Origin of the sequence: Streptacidiphilus sp. MAP5-3 (assembly GCF_041262505.1) — a bacterium.
In the GTDB taxonomy this organism is placed as follows: Bacteria; Actinomycetota; Actinomycetes; order Streptomycetales; family Streptomycetaceae; genus Streptacidiphilus.
This window is the reverse complement of the sequence record NZ_JBGCCL010000001.1, coordinates 1-16,190: the sequence shown is the minus strand read 5'-3', so window position 1 is coordinate 16,190 and position 16,190 is coordinate 1. Positions and strand designations below refer to the sequence as shown.

Below are 16,190 nucleotides of genomic sequence, written 5' to 3'. Positions count from 1 at the left end.
CCGGGGCCCACGCACAGGGCCACGGAACGCCGTCGGAGGGATCGACGCCGCTCGGCGACGACCAGGCGACCACGTGGCTGCCGCCGGTGACCGACCCGCCGCTGACCGACCTGCACCCGCAGGTCGGTCCGGCCGGTCACCCGGCCCACCAGCAGCAGCCCTTCGTTTCGCACAGCGATGACGGCATGGCGCACACTCAGTACATGCCCCCCGTGCCCGAGCAGCCGCTCGCCGCGTCCACCGGGCAGCCCTCGGGGCCGACCGGGCAGCCGACGCCGCCCGGCCACGGCCAGTACGGGCAGTACGACGCGTACGGCCAGTACGGGCAGTACGACCAGGGCAGCCAGGCCAACCAGGGCAACCCGGGCGGGCAGTACAACCAGTCCGGCCAGTACGCGCAGCAGGGACCTCAAGGACCGCAGGGGTCTCCGGGGCCGCACGGTAACCCGGGCCAGCCCGGCCAGCCCGGCCAGCCCGGCCAGCCCGGCCAGCCCGGCCAGCAGCCCGGTCGGCCCGGTGGCCCGGCGGAGCCCGCGCAGCCGAAGCCTGCCGGCAAGGCCGGTCGCGACCTGCGTGCCGCGATCGGGGTCGGTCTCGGCCTTGGCGTGGTCATCGTGGCCTCGCTGTTCGTGGTCAAGTGGCTCTTCGTCGGTGTGGTGGTCGCCGCGGCCAGTGTCGGCATGTGGGAGCTGACCACCCGGCTCACGGAGGCCAAGGGCATCCGCGTGCCCTTGATCCCGTTGCTGGTCGGCGGCGCCGCGATGGAGGTCGCCGCGTACCTCGGCGGGCCCGAGGCGGCGGTGGTGGCGCTCGCGCTGACCAGCCTCGCGGTGCTGGTCTGGCGGATGACCGAGCCGCCGGAGAACTACCTGCGGGACGTGACGGCGGGCATCTTCACCGCCTTCTACGTGCCGTTCCTGGCCACCTTCGTGATGCTGATGCTCGCGGCGGACGACGGGCCGCAGCGCGTGGCGCTCTTCCTGGTGCTGACCATCTGCAGCGACACCGGCGCCTACGCGGCCGGCTCCCGCTTCGGCCGCCACAAGCTCGCCCCGAGGATCAGCCCCGGCAAGACCCGTGAGGGCCTGGTCGGCGGCGTCCTGCTCTGCATGGCCGCCGGTGCGGTGGGCATGCAGTTCTTCATCACCCACGGCACCTGGTGGCAGGGCCTCGTCCTCGGCGCGTGCGTCGCGGTCAGCGCCACCCTGGGCGACCTGGGCGAGTCGATGATCAAGCGCGATCTCGGCATCAAGGACATGGGCACGCTGCTGCCCGGCCACGGCGGCATCATGGACCGGCTCGACTCGCTGCTGCCGACGGCACCGGTCGTCTGGCTGGTCCTGGTCGGCTTCGTCGGCGCGGGCTGAGCCCCACCCGTTCCCCTGCGCAGGCCCCGCCCCTCCCGGGCAGGGCCTGCGGCATTTCCGACTGGGACATTTCCGGAGACCGTCTCCGACCTGAGACACTGGGGAAATCATGCCTAAGCCACTCCCCGGTGAACTCACCTTCGTCGCGCCCCGCGGTGCCAAGCCCCCGCGTCACCTTGCCGACCTCTCCGCCGCCGAGCGGAAGGAGGCGATCGTCGCGTTGGGCGAGAAGCCCTTCCGCGCCGACCAGTTGTCGCGCCAGTACTTCGGCCGTCTTTCCGGGCGCCCGGAGGAGTGGACCGACATCCCCGCCGCGTCCCGCGAGAAGCTGGCTGAGGCGCTGCTGCCGGAGCTGATGACCGAGGTGCGGCACGTCTCCTGCGACGACGACACCACCCGCAAGACGCTCTGGAAGCTCTTCGACGGCGTGCTGGTCGAGTCGGTGCTGATGCGCTACCCGGACCGGGTGACCATGTGCATCAGCTCGCAGGCCGGCTGTGGCATGAACTGCCCCTTCTGCGCGACAGGTCAGGCGGGTCTCACCCGCAACCTGTCGACCGCCGAGATCGTCGAGCAGATCGCCGCGGGCATGCGCGCGATCAAGGCGGGCGACTTCGGCGGCGTGAAGGACGGCGAGGACGGCGAGGCGCGCGCGGTCCGGCTCTCCAACGTGGTCTTCATGGGCATGGGCGAGCCGCTGGCCAACTACAAGCGGGTCATCGCCGCGATCCACCGCCTCTGCGACCCGGCTCCTTCCGGCTTCGGTCTGTCGCAGCGCGGCATCACCGTCTCCACGGTCGGCCTGGTCCCCGCGATCAACCGGATGGCGGAGGAGAACCTGAGCGTGCGCCTCGCCGTCTCCCTGCACGCGCCGGACGACGAGCTCCGTGACGAGCTGGTGCCGGTCAACACGCGCTGGAAGGTCGGCGACGTCCTGGACGCGGCATGGGACTACGCGGCGAAGTCCGGGCGTCGGGTCTCCATCGAGTACGCGCTGATCAAGGACATCAACGACCAGGCCTGGCGTGCGGACCTGCTGGGCCGGCTGTTGAAGAACCACAACGTCCACGTCAACCTGATCCCGCTGAACCCGACCCCGGGCAGCAAGTGGACCGCCTCCCGGCCCGAGGACGAGCGCGAGTTCGTGCGTCGCCTCCAGTCCCACGGTGTCCCCGTCACCGTCCGCGACACCCGCGGCCAGGAGATTGACGGCGCCTGCGGCCAGCTGGCCGCCGCAGGCTGACCTCGGACCGCACGCGAGAAGGCAGCCCGGAGCATCCACGCTCCCGGGGGCCTCTCGCGTGCGGATGATGCGGCGTCAGTTGCCCGGCGGCAGGGTTCAGGCACCCAGCGCAGCTGCCGCGAGCACACCCGCGCCCGCGCCCGCTGCCAGGACCACCACGCCGGCCGCGGCGGTCCGCAGCGCGACCGACGCCTGCAGCGTCGAGGTCGGCGCGCCCATGCGGCGGAGTGGCAGGTAGGCGGCGCGGTGGGCACCCGCGAGCTCGGCGAGACGGGTCAGCAGCGCGCCGAGGACGCAGAGGGCGACCAGGCCGGCCTCGATCGCCGGCAGCGGCCCGACCGCCTTGTGGCCGCCGGACGTGTAGTGCACCGCCGCGGCCGTGCCGACCGAGCCCGCGACCGCGAGCACGGCGAGCGGGGTGCCCAGACGCCACGCCTGCGCCTGCAGTCCGCGGCCCGCCAGCAGCCGCGAGGCCCGCGGCCGGTGCCAGGCCAGAGCCTGGCCCGCGCCGTAGAGGAGGACCGGGACGGCGATCGCGATGCCGACCACCGCGATCACCCAGCCGACCGCTGCTGCCTGGGCGGCGTTCACCCGCACGGCGGTCACCACGATGAGCGTCCCCAGTGCCGGAAGACCGGCTGCCAGGGCGATGTGCCGTGGTGTCGGCCGCCGCTGCGGCTGGTCGGAGCCGTCGACCGGAACCACGTCCGACGTCCGCACCGCAGCGGCCGCGGCCACCCCGCCGAGCAGCGGGATGAGCGCCAGCAGCGTCAGCGTTCCCGCGATCGGCAGGCTGCCGTCCACGCCCAGTGCGGCGTTGAGCCTGCCCTCGGGCATCAGCTGCACCACGTTGCCGCGCAGCAGCAGGAAGCCGCCCAGCGCGAGCAGTGCACCGAAGGCGCAGGCCAACGCCATCTCCCCGGCCAGCAGCAAGCGCAGCCGCACCGGGCCGACGCCCGCCGCGACCAGCCCGGCGACGCGCTCGGGCTGCTGCAAAGGGAGGGCCCGCGCCCAGGCGGCGGCCAGATACGCGACGCCCGCCAGCGGCGGCAGGCACCACAGCAGCCGGTCCAGCGCCGGACCGGCGGGGGTCGGTGCGCTCTCCGAGAGCGCGCGTCCGAGTGCACGCAGCAGCAGCGCGGCGACGACGGCCGAGGCCACGCTGGTGAGGAACCAGCGCAGCAGGTCGAGCGCGCGATAGCCGCGCGCTACACGGAGGTAGAACACGTGCGGGCGTCCTCTTCCAGCTCGCTCAGCGCGACGGCGTCCCGGGCGTCGACAGGTTGGGCGAGCCGTCCGTCGGCCATCACCGCCACCCGGTTGGCGTACCTGGCCACGCTCGCGTCGTGTGTGGCCAGAATAAGGGTGATCTTGTGCGACCGCGACGCGGCAAGCAGTATCCGCAGCACCTGGTCCTGTGACTCGCGGTGCAGCGGTGCGGTCGGCTCGTCGGCGAAGACCACGGCGGGCGCGGGAGCGAGGGCGCGGGCCACCGCGATCCGCTGGCGCTGGTCCTGCAGCAGTTCGGCGGGGCGGCGCTTGGCGCAGTCGGCGACGTCGAGGCGCTCCAGCCACTCGCTCGCGGCGGTGGCCGCGACCTTGCGGGGCTGCCCGGCCAGCAGCATGGGCAGGGCGACGTTCTCCCGCGCGTTCAGCTCGGGGACCAGCTGCGGCTCGGGACCGACCCAGCCGAAGCGCTCCCGGCGCAGCCGCTCGCGTCCGGCGCGGCCCAGGGTGTGCACGGGGGAGCTGTTGAACCAGATCTCACCCTCGTCGACCGGCTGCATCCCGCTCAGGCAGTCGAGCAGCGTGGACTTGCCGCTGCCGCGCGGGCCGGCCACGGCCAGCACCTCGGCCTCGCGCACGCCGAGGGAGACGCTGCGCAGGGCGGGCGTGCCGTGGTGCGACTTGACCAGCGCCCGTGCCCACAGCACGTCGTTGTCCGGTGGGGCGACGCTCACGTCTTCCTCCGCTGCGAGTTGGTGGCTCACAGACTAGAACGAGACAGGCCGACGCCGGTTGCGTGGCGTTTCTGACGTCGTGTCGCGATGATCACTCGATCGAGCGCCCGCACGTCGGGCAAACGCCGCAGGGCGGCTCCGACCGGAGTGGTCGGAGCCGCCCTGGGCGGAGGGTGTCACAGGAAGTCCCACACTGCTGGGCCGAAAGGCTTACGGCGCAAGGGCCTGCAGCGCGAAGGCCGACAGCGGGAAGGCCTACAGCTTGGTCCACGCCTCGGTGAGCACGCCGCGGAGGATCTGCTCGATCTCGTCGAAGGTCGACTGGTCCGCGGTCAGCGGCGGCGAGAGCTGGATGACCGGGTCGCCACGGTCGTCGGCGCGGCAGTACAGGCCGGCGTCGAAGAGCGCCTTCGACAGGAAGCCGTAGAGCACGCGCTCGCACTGCTCGTCGGTGAACGAGGCCTTGGTGGCCTTGTCGGTCACCAGCTCGATGCCGTAGAAGAAGCCGTTGCCGCGGACGTCGCCGACGATCGGCAGGTCGTGCAGCTTCTGCAGCGTCGTGAGGAACGCGTTCTCGTTCTCCAGGACGTGCTTGTTCAGGCCCTCGCGCTCGAACAGGTCGAGGTTGGCCAGCGCCACCGCGGAGGAGACCGGGTGGCCACCGAAGGTGTAGCCGTGCAGGAAGGTGTTGTCCTGCTTGTAGAACGGCTCCGCCAGACGGTCGGAGATGATCGCCGCACCGATGGGGGAGTAGCCCGAGGTCATGCCCTTGGCGCAGGTGATGATGTCGGGGATGTAGTCGAACTTGTCACAGGCGAACATGGTGCCGAGACGGCCGAAGGCGCAGATCGTCTCGTCCGAGACCAGCAGCACGTTGTACTGGTCGCAGATCTCGCGCACGCGCTGGAAGTATCCGGGCGGCGGCGGGAAGCAGCCACCGGCGTTCTGGACCGGCTCGAGGAAGACGGCGGCGACGGTCTCCGGGCCCTCGAACAGGATCTCCTGCTCGATCTGGTCGGCACACCAGCGGCCGTAGGCCACCGGGTCGTCGCCGAAGAGCGGGGCGCGGTAGATGTTGGTGTTGGGGACCTTGTGGGTGCCCGGGACCAGCGGTTCGAAGGGGGCCTTCAGGGCCGGCAGACCGGTGATCGACAGGGCGCCCTGCGGGGTGCCGTGGTAGGCCACCGCGCGGGAGATCACCTTGTACTTGGTGGGCTCACCGGTGAGCTTGAAGTACTGCTTGGCCAGCTTCCACGCGGTCTCGACGGCCTCGCCACCACCGGTGGTGAAGAAGACCTTGTTCAGGTCACCGGGGGCGTAGTTCGCCAGACGCTCGGCCAGCTCGATGGCGGCCGGGTGGGCGTAGCTCCAGATCGGGAAGAAGGCCAGCTGCTCGGCCTGCTTCCGGGCGACCTCGGCCAGCTCCTTGCGGCCGTGACCGGCCTGGACCACGAACAGGCCGGCGAGGCCGTCGAGGTACTTGCGACCGTTGGAGTCGAAGATGTACTCGCCCTCGCCGCGCACGATGGTCGGCACAGGGTTGTTCTCGTACGACGACATGCGGGTGAAGTGCATCCACAGGTGGTCGTAGGCGGACTTGGACAGGTCCTTGGCGACCGGGTCGGCGCTCATCGGGTACCCCAGGTGTAGGTCTGTTTCCGGAGTTTCAGGTAAACGAAGCTCTCGGTTCTCCGCACGCCGGGAAGCGAGCGGATGCGCTTGTTGATGAGGTCGAGGAGGTGTTCGTCGTCCTCGCAGATCAGTTCGGCCATCAGGTCGAACGAGCCTGCGGTGACCACGACGTAGTCCACCTCGTCCATGGCGGCCAACGCGTCGGCGACGGGCTCGATGTCACCCTCCACGGTGATGCCGAGCATCGCCTGGCGGGAGAAACCGACAGTCAGCGGATCCGTCACCGCGACGATCTGCATGACACCCTGGTCGAGCAGCTTCTGGACGCGCTGCCGCACGGCCGCCTCCGACAGGCCGACGGCCTTGCCGATGGTCGCGTACGCGCGGCGGCCGTCCTCCTGCAGCTGTTCGATGATCGCCTTGGAGACGGAGTCGAGTGGAACGCTGCCGTTCCGGTCACGGTTGGCCACAACGCTCACCTTGCCTGATCGATCGCGCGTTCGCAAGTGATTCCGTCGCGAAAGCTTGAAATCGATACCGAATCCATCGTTGTCATCGCCCAGGCCTGTCGATAACCGCAGCACAGAGCTACTCTTGGCCGCACGGCGATGCCAAGGACGATGTCGCCCCCGTCAGAAGTCGAGGAGAGTCCGAAGTGAGCGAGCTTCTGAAGCTGCGCAACTACATCAACGGCGCGTTCACGGATGCGGCCGACGGCCGTACCACCGAGGTCATCGACCCGACGACGGGTGAGGTCTACGCCACCGCCCCGCTGTCGGCCCAGGCCGACGTCGACGCGGCGATGGCCGCCGCGGCCACGGCGTTCGAGGCCTGGCGCGACACGACCCCTTCGCAGCGCCAGCTCGCCCTGCTGAAGATCGCCGACGCGATCGAGGCGCGGGCCGAGGAGCTCATCGCCGTCGAGTCCAAGAACACCGGTAAGCCGCTCGCGCTGACCGCCTCGGAGGAGATTCCCCCGATGGTGGACCAGATCCGCTTCTTCGCGGGTGCCGCGCGGATGTTGGAGGGCAAGTCGGCCGGCGAGTACATGGAGGGGATGACCTCGATCATCCGCCGTGAGCCGGTCGGCGTCTGCGCCCAGGTCGCGCCGTGGAACTACCCGATGATGATGGCCGTGTGGAAGTTCGCCCCGGCGATCGCCGCGGGCAACACCGTCGTGCTGAAGCCGTCCGACACCACCCCGGCCTCCACCGTGCTGCTCGCCGAGATCATCGGCGAGATCCTCCCCGCGGGTGTCTTCAACGTCATCTGCGGTGACCGCGAGACCGGCCGCGCGATGGTCGAGCACGAGACCCCGGCGATGGCCTCCATCACCGGTTCGGTCCGCGCCGGCATCCAGGTCGCCGCCTCCGCGGCCAAGGACGTCAAGCGGGTCCACCTGGAGCTGGGCGGCAAGGCCCCGGTCGTGGTCTTCGAGGACGCCGACATCCCGGCCGCCGTCGAGGGCATCTCCGTCGCGGGCTACTTCAACGCCGGCCAGGACTGCACCGCCGCGACCCGCGTGCTGGTGCACGAGTCGATCCACGACGAGTTCGTGGCCCAGCTGGCCAAGGCCGCCGCTGAGACGAAGACCGGGCAGCCGGACGACGAGGACGTGCTCTACGGCCCGCTGAACAACGCCAACCAGCTGGCCCAGGTGACCGGCTTCATCGACCGCCTCCCGGCCCACGCCAGGGTCGAGGCCGGTGGCCACCGCGTCGGCGACAAGGGCTACTTCTACGCCCCGACCGTCGTCTCCGGCCTCAAGCAGGACGACGAGATCATCCAGAACGAGGTCTTCGGCCCGGTCATCACCGTGCAGAAGTTCTCCGACGAGGCCGAGGCCGTCCGCAACGCCAACGGCGTCGAGTTCGCGCTCGCGTCCTCGGTGTGGACCAAGGACCACGCCCGCGCGATGCGCATGTCCAAGCGCCTGGACTTCGGCGCGGTGTGGATCAACACCCACATCCCGCTGGTCGCCGAGATGCCCCACGGCGGCTTCAAGAAGTCCGGCTACGGCAAGGACCTCTCCGCCTACGGCTTCGAGGACTACACCCGCATCAAGCACGTGATGACGTCCATCGAGGGCTGATCATCTGACGCTCCGTGAGGGGGTGCGGGGCTTGGGCCCCGCGCCCCCTCACGCGTCATCGTCGGACCGCGTCGAGTGCCAGCAGCGCGACGTGGAGGGAGAGGCAGGACTCGACCTGGTCGAGGTCGACGCCGAGGACCTTCTCGACCTTGTGCAGCCGGTCGTAGAACGAGGGCCGGGAGAGGTGGGCGGCGTCCGCGGCGGCGGACTTGTTGCGGCCCTGTTCGAGGTAGATGCGGAGCATCGCGATCAACTGGCTGTTGTGCTCCGCGTCGTAGGCCAGCAGCGGGCCCAACTCGCGTTCCACGTAGGTCTGCAGGCGGGCGTCGTCGCGGAGCAGGTGGAGCAGGCCGCGGAGGCGGACGTCCGGGAGGCGGTAGTAGGAGGCGGAGCGGGCGCCCGAGGTGCCGGGGGAGTCGTGCAGGGCGGCGTCGGCGACCTGGGTCGCCTCGACCAGGGTGCGGCGGGCGTCGCGGACCGAGCCCACCGAGGAGCCGACGGCGATCACCGGCTCGGCGCCGTCCTCCTGCTCCTTGACCAGGCGGCGCAGCGAGCCCGCGAAGCCTTCCAGCGCGGTGTGCTCGTCGTCCTTGGAGCCGAGCGAGACCAGCAGGCCGACCGCCTCGTCGTCCAGCGCGCCGACCAACGCCACAAGGCGGCGCTCGCGGACGGCCGCAGCGGCCGTCTCGGTGAAGTCGCGCAGCCGTGCCTGCGCCTCCAGCGCGGCGGCCAGCGGCCCGCGTCGTTGCCGCAGCACCACGCCCACCAGCCGTCGGCCTTCCAGCTGGACGCCCAGCGCGGAGGCGCGCAGCGCCACGTCGGAGACGGTGAGCGCGTGCGTCAGGATGCCGGAGAGGAGCGTGCGGTGGGTCTGCCGCTCCAGGGTCTCCCGGTCGCGGACCATCAGCCGGTTCAGGGCCAGCGTCGCCGCCGCGCGCTCCAGCAGCATGGTGTGCCGGTGCGAAGCCGCCTCCGGAACCGCGTCCTCCGCCGCCGAGCCGGGGGAGCCGATCAGCACCAACCGGCCCCAGTCGTGGCCGCGCGCGCCGACCGAGGTGACCAGCCAGCCCGTTCGCGGGTCGTGGCCGGTGCGCCCGTTCGTGCGGACCCCGCGTGAGCGCGACTCCCAGCCGGCGAGCACCACTTGGGCGCTCTGCCCGGCGGTGTCGTAGGTGAGGACCTGGTGCGAGAGGTTCTCCAGCACCACCGGCTCACCCGCCATCCGGGCCACCTCGCGGACCACCTCGACGGGCTCCGCGCCTTCCACCGCAAGCTCGTTGAAGGTCTGGTGGATCTCCTCGGACGCCCGCAGCTCCTCCAACTGCGCGTTGACGACCAGCGCGTGGACCGCCTCGGTGACCGCGACGAAGCGCAGTTCGCGCCGGAGCACGATCAGCGGCAGGCCGCGCTGCTCGGCGGCGTGGACCAGGGCGCGCGGCAGGTTGTCGAAGTAGCGGCGCCCGAACTCGACGACCAGACCCGCCGCGCCGATGTCGGCGAGCTCGCGGACGTAGCGGGCCAGACCCTCGCGGTCCTCGGGCAGCGCGATGCCGGTGGTCAGGATCAGCTCGCCGCCCTGCAGCACCCCGGCCACGTCGGCGAGCTCGCTGACGTGCACCCAGCGCACCGGGCGTTCCAGATGCTCCCGCCCGGCCACGACCTCGGGCAGACCGCGGCTGACCACGTCCAGTTCCAGGACCCGGGCGACGGTGGGGAACATGCGCATCCTTCGAGGTGGAGAGCCTGGGCGACCCTGGAAGGGTCGGCGGGCAGGCGGCGGGAAAAGGGTGGCGGGGACGCCTTCATAGTGTCAGGCGAGGACAGGATTCCGGCAACGAGGTGTCATTGCCAGGCTTTCGCCCACGGGCTTGTCATCATGTCATTCCGGAGGCGATCCGCCTTGCACACTGTCGCTTGCCCGGCCCCTTGCGAACGGGGCATCGTCGCAGGATGGGCACGCCGCCCCTGCATGCTCCCGAGGAGAGATACCCATGGACCGGACCATCGTCGGCGATCGCTTCGACGCCGGAGCCCAGTACATCGACGGAGCCCTGCGCCGGGGCACCTCGGAGACGACCTTCGAGGTCACCAGCCCCGCCGACGGCGGCCTGGTGCAGCGGGTCGACCTCGCCTCGGACGCCGACGTCGACGAGGCTGTCGCCGCCGCCAAGCGCGCCTTCCCCGAGTGGTCCGGTGCTACGCCGGGCTCCCGCAGCGAGGCGCTGACCAGGCTCGCCGCGATCCTGACGGAGCGCGCCGACGACTTCGCCGGGGTCGAGTCCGCGCAGTCCGGCAAGCCGATCAAGCTCACCACCGAGTTCGACGTGCCGGGCACGATCGACAACACGGCCTTCTTCGCCGGCGCCGCCCGCAACCTGGAGGGCAAGGCCTCCGGCGAGTGGTCCGGCCTGCACACCTCCTCGATCCGCCGCGAGGCGATCGGCGTCGTCGGCTCCATCGCGCCGTGGAACTACCCGCTGCAGATGGCCGCCTGGAAGGTCCTCCCGGCCATCGCCGCGGGCAACACCATCGTGCTCAAGCCGGCCGAGCTGACGCCGCTCACCTCACTGATGTTCGCCCAGGCCTGCAGCGACGCGGGCATCCCCGACGGCGTGGTCAACGTGATCACCGGCAAGGGCCGCAGCGCGGGCGAGCGCCTGATCGGCCACGCCGACGTCTCGATGGTCTCCTTCACCGGCTCGACCGGCGTCGGCAAGCGGGTCGGCGAGATCGCGATGCAGACCGTCAAGCGCACCCACCTGGAGCTCGGCGGCAAGGCCCCCTTCGTGGTCTTCGACGACGCCGACCTGGAAGCCGCCGTCCACGGCGCGGTCGCCGCCTCGCTGATCAACACCGGCCAGGACTGCACCGCCGCCACCCGCGCCTACGTGCAGCGCGCGCTCTTCGACGACTTCGTCGCGGGCGTGGCCGAGCTCTTCGAGGCGGTCCGCCTCGGCGACCCGTTCAACCCGCAGACCGACCTCGGCCCGCTCGTCTCGCTGCGCCAGCGCGACTCGGTCGCCGGGTTCGTCGACCGCGCCCGTGGCTACGGCGCGAACATCGTCGCCGGTGGCTTCACCCCCGAGAAGGGCCACGACGGCACCGACCTCACCCTCGGCGCGTACTACCGCCCGACGCTGATCACCGGCGTCGGCCAGGACGCCGAGGTGGTCCAGCAGGAGATCTTCGGCCCGGTCCTGGTCGTGCTGCCCTTCGACAGCGACGAGGAGGGTCTGCGGCTCGCCAACGACACCCCCTACGGGCTGGCCGCCTCTGCGTGGACCCGCGACACCTACCGGGCCCTGCGCGCCACCCGCGAGATCCAGGCCGGGTGCGTGTGGGTCAACGACCACATCCCCATCATCAGCGAGATGCCCCACGGCGGTTACAAGGCCTCCGGCTACGGCAAGGACATGTCGCAGTACTCGCTCGACGAGTACACGCAGGTCAAGCACGTGATGCAGGACATCACCGCGCTCGCGCGCAAGGACTGGCACCGCACCATCTTCGGTGACCGGTAGTCAGTTCGGAACTCTCCAACCCGCTACGTCCCGGTGGCAGCAAAGCCGCCGGGGCAAAGAAAGCAGTGAGAACATGGATCCGGCCCATTCGCTCGCCGACGTCCAGTACACCCCCTTCTGGCTCGCGGACCCCGCGAAGCCCGAGCACCTGCCGGCCCTGGTCGGCGACACCCACTGCGACCTGCTGGTTGTCGGCGGTGGCTACACCGGCCTCTGGACCGCGCTGATCGCCAAGGAGCGCGACCCCTCCCTGGACGTGGTCCTGGTGGAGGGCAAGGAGATCGGCTGGGCCGCCTCCGGCCGCAACGGCGGCTTCTGCGCGGCCAGCCTCACCCACGGCTTCTTCAACGGCCTGGAGCGCTGGCCGAACGAACTCCGCACGCTGGAGCGCCTGGGCGGCGAGAACCTCGACGCCATCGAGGCGGCCGTCAAGCGCTACGGCATCGACTGCGACTTCGAGCGCACCGGCGAACTGGACGTGGCCACCGAGCCGCACCAGGTCGAGGAGCTGCGCGAGGGCGTGGAGCAGATGCGCGAGTACGGCGTCGAGGCCGAGTTCCTCGACGCGGACGCGGTCCGCGCGGAGGTGAACTCGCCGACCTTCCTGGCCGGCGTCTGGCACCGCGACGACGTGGCCATGGTCCACCCGGCCAAGCTGGCCTGGGGGTTGAAGAAGGCCTGCACCGATCTCGGCGTGCGGATCTTCGAGCACACCCCGGCCACCGACCTCGCCCCGCAGGGCGCGGGCATGGCCGCCCGCACCCCTTACGGCCGCGTCTTCGCCCGGCACGTGGCACTGGGCACCAACATCTTCCCGAACCTGGTCAAGCGACTGCGCACGTTCCTCGCGCCGGTCTACGACTACGCGTTGATGACCGAGCCGCTCTCGGCCGAGCAGCTCGACGCGATCGGCTGGAAGAACCGTCAGGGCCTGGGCGACTCCAACAACCAGTTCCACTACTTCCGGATCTCCGCCGACAACCGCATCCTCTGGGGCGGCTACGACGCGGTCTACCACTACGGCAGCAAGGTGCGGGACGAGTACGACCACCGCCCCGAGACCTACCGCAAGCTGGCCGGTCACTTCTTCACCGCCTTCCCGCAGTTGGAGGGCCTGAGGTTCAGCCACGCCTGGGGCGGCGCGATCGACACCTGCAGCCGGTTCTCGGCCTTCTTCGGGACCGCGCACAAGGGCCGAGTCTCCTACGCGCTCGGCTACACCGGCCTGGGCGTCGGCGCGACCCGGTTCGGCGCGGAGGTGATGCTCGACCTGCTCGCCGGTGAGCGGACCGAGCGCACCGAGCTGGAGATGGTCAAGAGCAAGCCGCTTCCGTTCCCGCCCGAACCGGTGAAGTGGCTCGGCATCGAGATGACCCGCTGGTCGCTCGACCGCGCCGACCACAACGAGGGCAAGCGGAACCTGTGGCTGAAGACGATGGACGCGGTCGGTCTGGGGTTCGACAGCTGACGAACTTCGAGGACTTCGACAGCTGAGTCCGTTTCTGACCTTCGATAGGCATGTCCATGGCGGCGCACACCTTATAGCGGGTGTGCGCCGCTTTCGCGCTCTTACGCGCCTTCTCGTCCCTGTGAGCCGGTCGCCCTCAACGATTGTGCGAAACCGCTGTAAGAGCCGGACCACGACCCGCTCTCTCAAGGTGGCACCGGGACAGCCACGTCCGGGTGCCAGCCGGCGGACGTGGAGGGCGAGGGTGATGGGAAGTCTCGAAGCCAGAGGCGCGGTCGAATGGTTGGCCGCCGCCGCACCGGATCCGGAGGCAACCCGCTGGGAGTGGGAACGCAGCGCCCTCGGCATCGCGCTGCTCCCGGCCGGGCGGTTCTGGGACGTACTGATCGTGCCCGGCGAACTCGGGCGGCTGACCGTCGACGTGCTGCTCCGCCTGGACAGCGATCCCGGACCGGTGCTCGTCGACTTCGGCGACTACCGGTTCGGATTCTTCGTCCCGCCGGGCACCGCCGCCCGCTGGGTCGGCACGGGCGTGCGCAGCGCAGGGCCCGGCACCTGGCTCGCCGTCCCGCACCCCTCCCGAGCTGGCCGAGGCCTGCGCTGGCTGGTGCCCCCGGACGGCAGCGGCCTGCTCAACGATCCGGTGCTGCTGGAGCTCGCCATGCACGAGGCGGCGGCGCTGCTGGTCGTCGGTGAGGCCGATCGGGGGAACGGCGGCGACGGGGTGTAAGGCAGTCCGGGGATTGTCCGACAACGTGCCGATTGAGGGCCCGAGAAGGGGAAAACAGAATGGAGAGAGAGCGGGACCGACACCGCACGGAGCAAGTCTTCTGTGTGCCTTCTGTGTGCCCCGCCTGAACTCGGAGGCAGACGTTGAGCAAGCACATCACCCACTGGATCGGCGGCGAGGCCGTGGCCACGGCCGGCGCTGCCCCGCGCCGCGGTGACATCTACGACCCCGCGACCGGCAGGGTCACCGGCCAGGTCGACTTCGCCACCATCGCCGAGGTGGACGCGGCGGTCAGTGCTGCCGTCTCGGCGTTCTCCGAATGGCGTCAGGCCTCGCTCGCCAAGCGCACCACCGTGCTGTTCAAGTTCCGCGAGCTGCTCAACGAGCGCAAGGACGAGCTCGCCTCGATCATCGTCTCCGAGCACGGCAAGGTGCACTCGGACGCGCTCGGCGAGATCGCGCGCGGCCAGGAGGTCGTGGAGCTGGCCTGCGGCATCTCCCACCTGCTCAAGGGCGGCTTCAGCGAGCAGGTCTCCACCGGCATCGACGTCTACTCGATCCGCCAGCCGCTCGGCCCGGTCGCGATCATCTCGCCGTTCAACTTCCCTGCCATGGTGCCGATGTGGTTCTTCCCCATCGCCATCGCCGCGGGCAACACCGTCATCCTCAAGCCCTCGGAGAAGGACCCGTCCGCCGCGCAGTTCCTCGCGGAGCTGTGGAAGGAGGCCGGTCTGCCCGACGGTGTCTTCAACGTCGTCCACGGCGACAAGGTCGCGGTCGACCGCCTGCTGGAGCACCCCGACATCAAGTCGGTCTCGTTCGTCGGCTCCACGCCGATCGCCCGCTACGTCTATGAGAACGGCACGCGCTACGGCAAGCGCGTCCAGGCGCTGGGCGGCGCCAAGAACCACATGCTGGTCCTGCCGGACTCGGATCTGGACCTGGCCGCCGACGCCGCGATCAACGCCGGCTTCGGCGCGGCGGGTGAGCGCTGCATGGCGATCTCCGTCCTGGTCGCGGTCGAGCCGATCGCGGACGAGCTGATCGAGAAGATCAAGTCCCGGATGGCCACCCTCAAGGTCGGCCCCGGCTGCAACGGCGACTCCGACATGGGCCCGCTGGTCACCGGCGTCCACCGGGACAAGGTCACCTCCTACCTGGAGTCCGGCGTGGCCGACGGCGCCGAGCTGGTCGTCGACGGCCGCAAGCACCCGATCAACGGCGAGGACATCAACGGCGAGGACATCAACGGCGAGGACACCGTCGACGGCTTCTGGCTGGGCCCGACGCTGTTCGACCACGTCAAGCCCGGCATGTCCGTCTACAACGACGAGATCTTCGGCCCGGTGCTTTCGGTCGTGCGGGTGGACTCCTACGATGACGGCCTGCAGCTGATCAACAACAGCCCGTACGGCAACGGCACGGCCATCTTCACCAATGACGGCGGCGCGGCCCGGCGCTTCCAGAACGAGGTCGAGGTCGGCATGATCGGCATCAATGTGCCGATCCCGGTGCCGGTGGCCTACTACTCCTTCGGCGGCTGGAAGGCCTCGCTCTTCGGCGACCTGCACGCCTACGGCCCGGACGGCATCAACTTCTTCACCCGCAGCAAGGCCGTGACCCAGCGCTGGCTCGACCCGAGCCACGGCGGCATCAACCTGGGCTTCCCGACCAACGCCTGATCGGGCGACCCCCCTTCGGGGGATCTCCGGCCTACAGGGTCCGGAACGTGGACTTGCATCTGCGTTCCGGGTCCTGTAGTGTTCTCCGAGTTGTCTCGTCCACAGCGTGCATCGCGTGGACCTGGAGGCAGCCAACCCCCTGAAGCCGATGATCGTACGAATTCATTTTCGTGCTGCCATTTTTCAGGACCGGCTGGTGGATTTGGTTAACGCCGGAGAAACCAGCTAGAGTTTCACTCGTCGGAACGGGCCGGAGCGAAAAGCGAAGGCCGAAACGTTCTGATAGAGTAGAAAACGAAGGAAGCGCCCGGAGGGCCCGGTGAAACGGGGCTGAAGGAAGCGTCCGTTCCTTGAGAACTCAACAGCGTGCCAAAAGTCAACGCCAGTTACTTTTGAGAACAAATTTTCAGCGAGGACGCTGTGCACGAGTCCGCCTATTCCGGTGGGTGTCGTGCCGCTCTGCGCGGATGTCCCGATTACGGGAAAGCATTCAC

Annotated in this window: 12 protein-coding genes; 7 read left to right on the top strand and 5 right to left on the bottom strand. The window is 70.1% G+C overall.

Going from position 1 to position 16,190, the window contains the following annotated elements; translation table 11 throughout:
• The first annotated feature begins 203 nt into the window (after window positions 1–203).
• Window positions 204–1,367: a phosphatidate cytidylyltransferase gene (locus ABH928_RS00060; RefSeq protein ID WP_370061829.1), complete on the top strand. Its 1,164-nt coding sequence runs from the start codon at window positions 204–206 to the stop codon at window positions 1,365–1,367.
• A gap of 109 nt (window positions 1,368–1,476) precedes the next feature.
• Complete coding sequence (gene rlmN, locus ABH928_RS00055; RefSeq protein WP_370060704.1) at window positions 1,477–2,610, top strand: 23S rRNA (adenine(2503)-C(2))-methyltransferase RlmN; 1,134 nt, start codon at window positions 1,477–1,479, stop codon at window positions 2,608–2,610.
• 96 nt (window positions 2,611–2,706) lie between these two features.
• Here rlmN and ABH928_RS00050 read toward each other — a convergent pair whose 3' ends face one another.
• The 4 genes from ABH928_RS00050 to ABH928_RS00035 all read right to left on the bottom strand — a co-directional run bounded on the left by ABH928_RS00050 (window position 2,707) and on the right by ABH928_RS00035 (window position 6,673).
• Entirely contained in the window at window positions 2,707–3,837 is a 1,131-nt protein-coding gene (locus ABH928_RS00050) for a hypothetical protein (RefSeq protein ID WP_370060703.1), read from the bottom strand.
• Window positions 3,819–4,571, bottom strand: coding sequence for an ABC transporter ATP-binding protein (locus tag ABH928_RS00045; RefSeq protein WP_370060702.1), 753 nt, complete (start codon window positions 4,569–4,571; stop codon window positions 3,819–3,821). Before ABH928_RS00045 ends, ABH928_RS00050 begins: the two co-directional genes overlap by 19 nt.
• Window positions 4,572–4,826: 255 nt before the next feature.
• Entirely contained in the window at window positions 4,827–6,203 is a 1,377-nt protein-coding gene (locus ABH928_RS00040; RefSeq protein ID WP_370060701.1) for an aspartate aminotransferase family protein, read from the bottom strand.
• Window positions 6,200–6,673: an Lrp/AsnC family transcriptional regulator gene (locus tag ABH928_RS00035; protein WP_370060700.1), complete on the bottom strand. Its 474-nt coding sequence runs from the start codon at window positions 6,671–6,673 to the stop codon at window positions 6,200–6,202. The genes ABH928_RS00040 and ABH928_RS00035 overlap by 4 nt, the downstream gene beginning before the upstream one ends.
• A gap of 185 nt (window positions 6,674–6,858) precedes the next feature.
• Here ABH928_RS00035 and ABH928_RS00030 point away from each other — a divergent pair, with 185 nt between their 5' ends.
• Window positions 6,859–8,295 (top strand): gamma-aminobutyraldehyde dehydrogenase, encoded by a 1,437-nt coding sequence (locus ABH928_RS00030; protein ID WP_370060699.1) that lies wholly within the window; start codon window positions 6,859–6,861, stop codon window positions 8,293–8,295.
• Between the two features lie 55 nt (window positions 8,296–8,350).
• On the opposite strand, the gene ABH928_RS00025 is transcribed toward ABH928_RS00030, so the two are convergent.
• Complete coding sequence (locus ABH928_RS00025; protein WP_370060698.1) at window positions 8,351–10,015, bottom strand: PucR family transcriptional regulator; 1,665 nt, start codon at window positions 10,013–10,015, stop codon at window positions 8,351–8,353.
• Window positions 10,016–10,286: 271 nt separating this feature from the next.
• On the opposite strand from ABH928_RS00025, the gene ABH928_RS00020 reads away from it, so the two are divergent.
• From ABH928_RS00020 to ABH928_RS00005, 4 genes are all read left to right on the top strand, one after another.
• Window positions 10,287–11,816: a gamma-aminobutyraldehyde dehydrogenase gene (locus tag ABH928_RS00020; protein ID WP_370060697.1), complete on the top strand. Its 1,530-nt coding sequence runs from the start codon at window positions 10,287–10,289 to the stop codon at window positions 11,814–11,816.
• 73 nt (window positions 11,817–11,889) lie between these two features.
• Window positions 11,890–13,284: an NAD(P)/FAD-dependent oxidoreductase gene (locus ABH928_RS00015; RefSeq protein WP_370060696.1), complete on the top strand. Its 1,395-nt coding sequence runs from the start codon at window positions 11,890–11,892 to the stop codon at window positions 13,282–13,284.
• A 247-nt stretch (window positions 13,285–13,531) separates the two neighbouring features.
• Entirely contained in the window at window positions 13,532–14,014 is a 483-nt protein-coding gene (locus tag ABH928_RS00010) for a hypothetical protein (RefSeq protein WP_370060695.1), read from the top strand.
• 143 nt (window positions 14,015–14,157) lie between these two features.
• Window positions 14,158–15,696, top strand: a complete 1,539-nt coding sequence (locus ABH928_RS00005; RefSeq protein WP_370060694.1) for a CoA-acylating methylmalonate-semialdehyde dehydrogenase — start codon at window positions 14,158–14,160, stop codon at window positions 15,694–15,696.
• The last annotated feature ends 494 nt before the right edge of the window (window positions 15,697–16,190 follow it).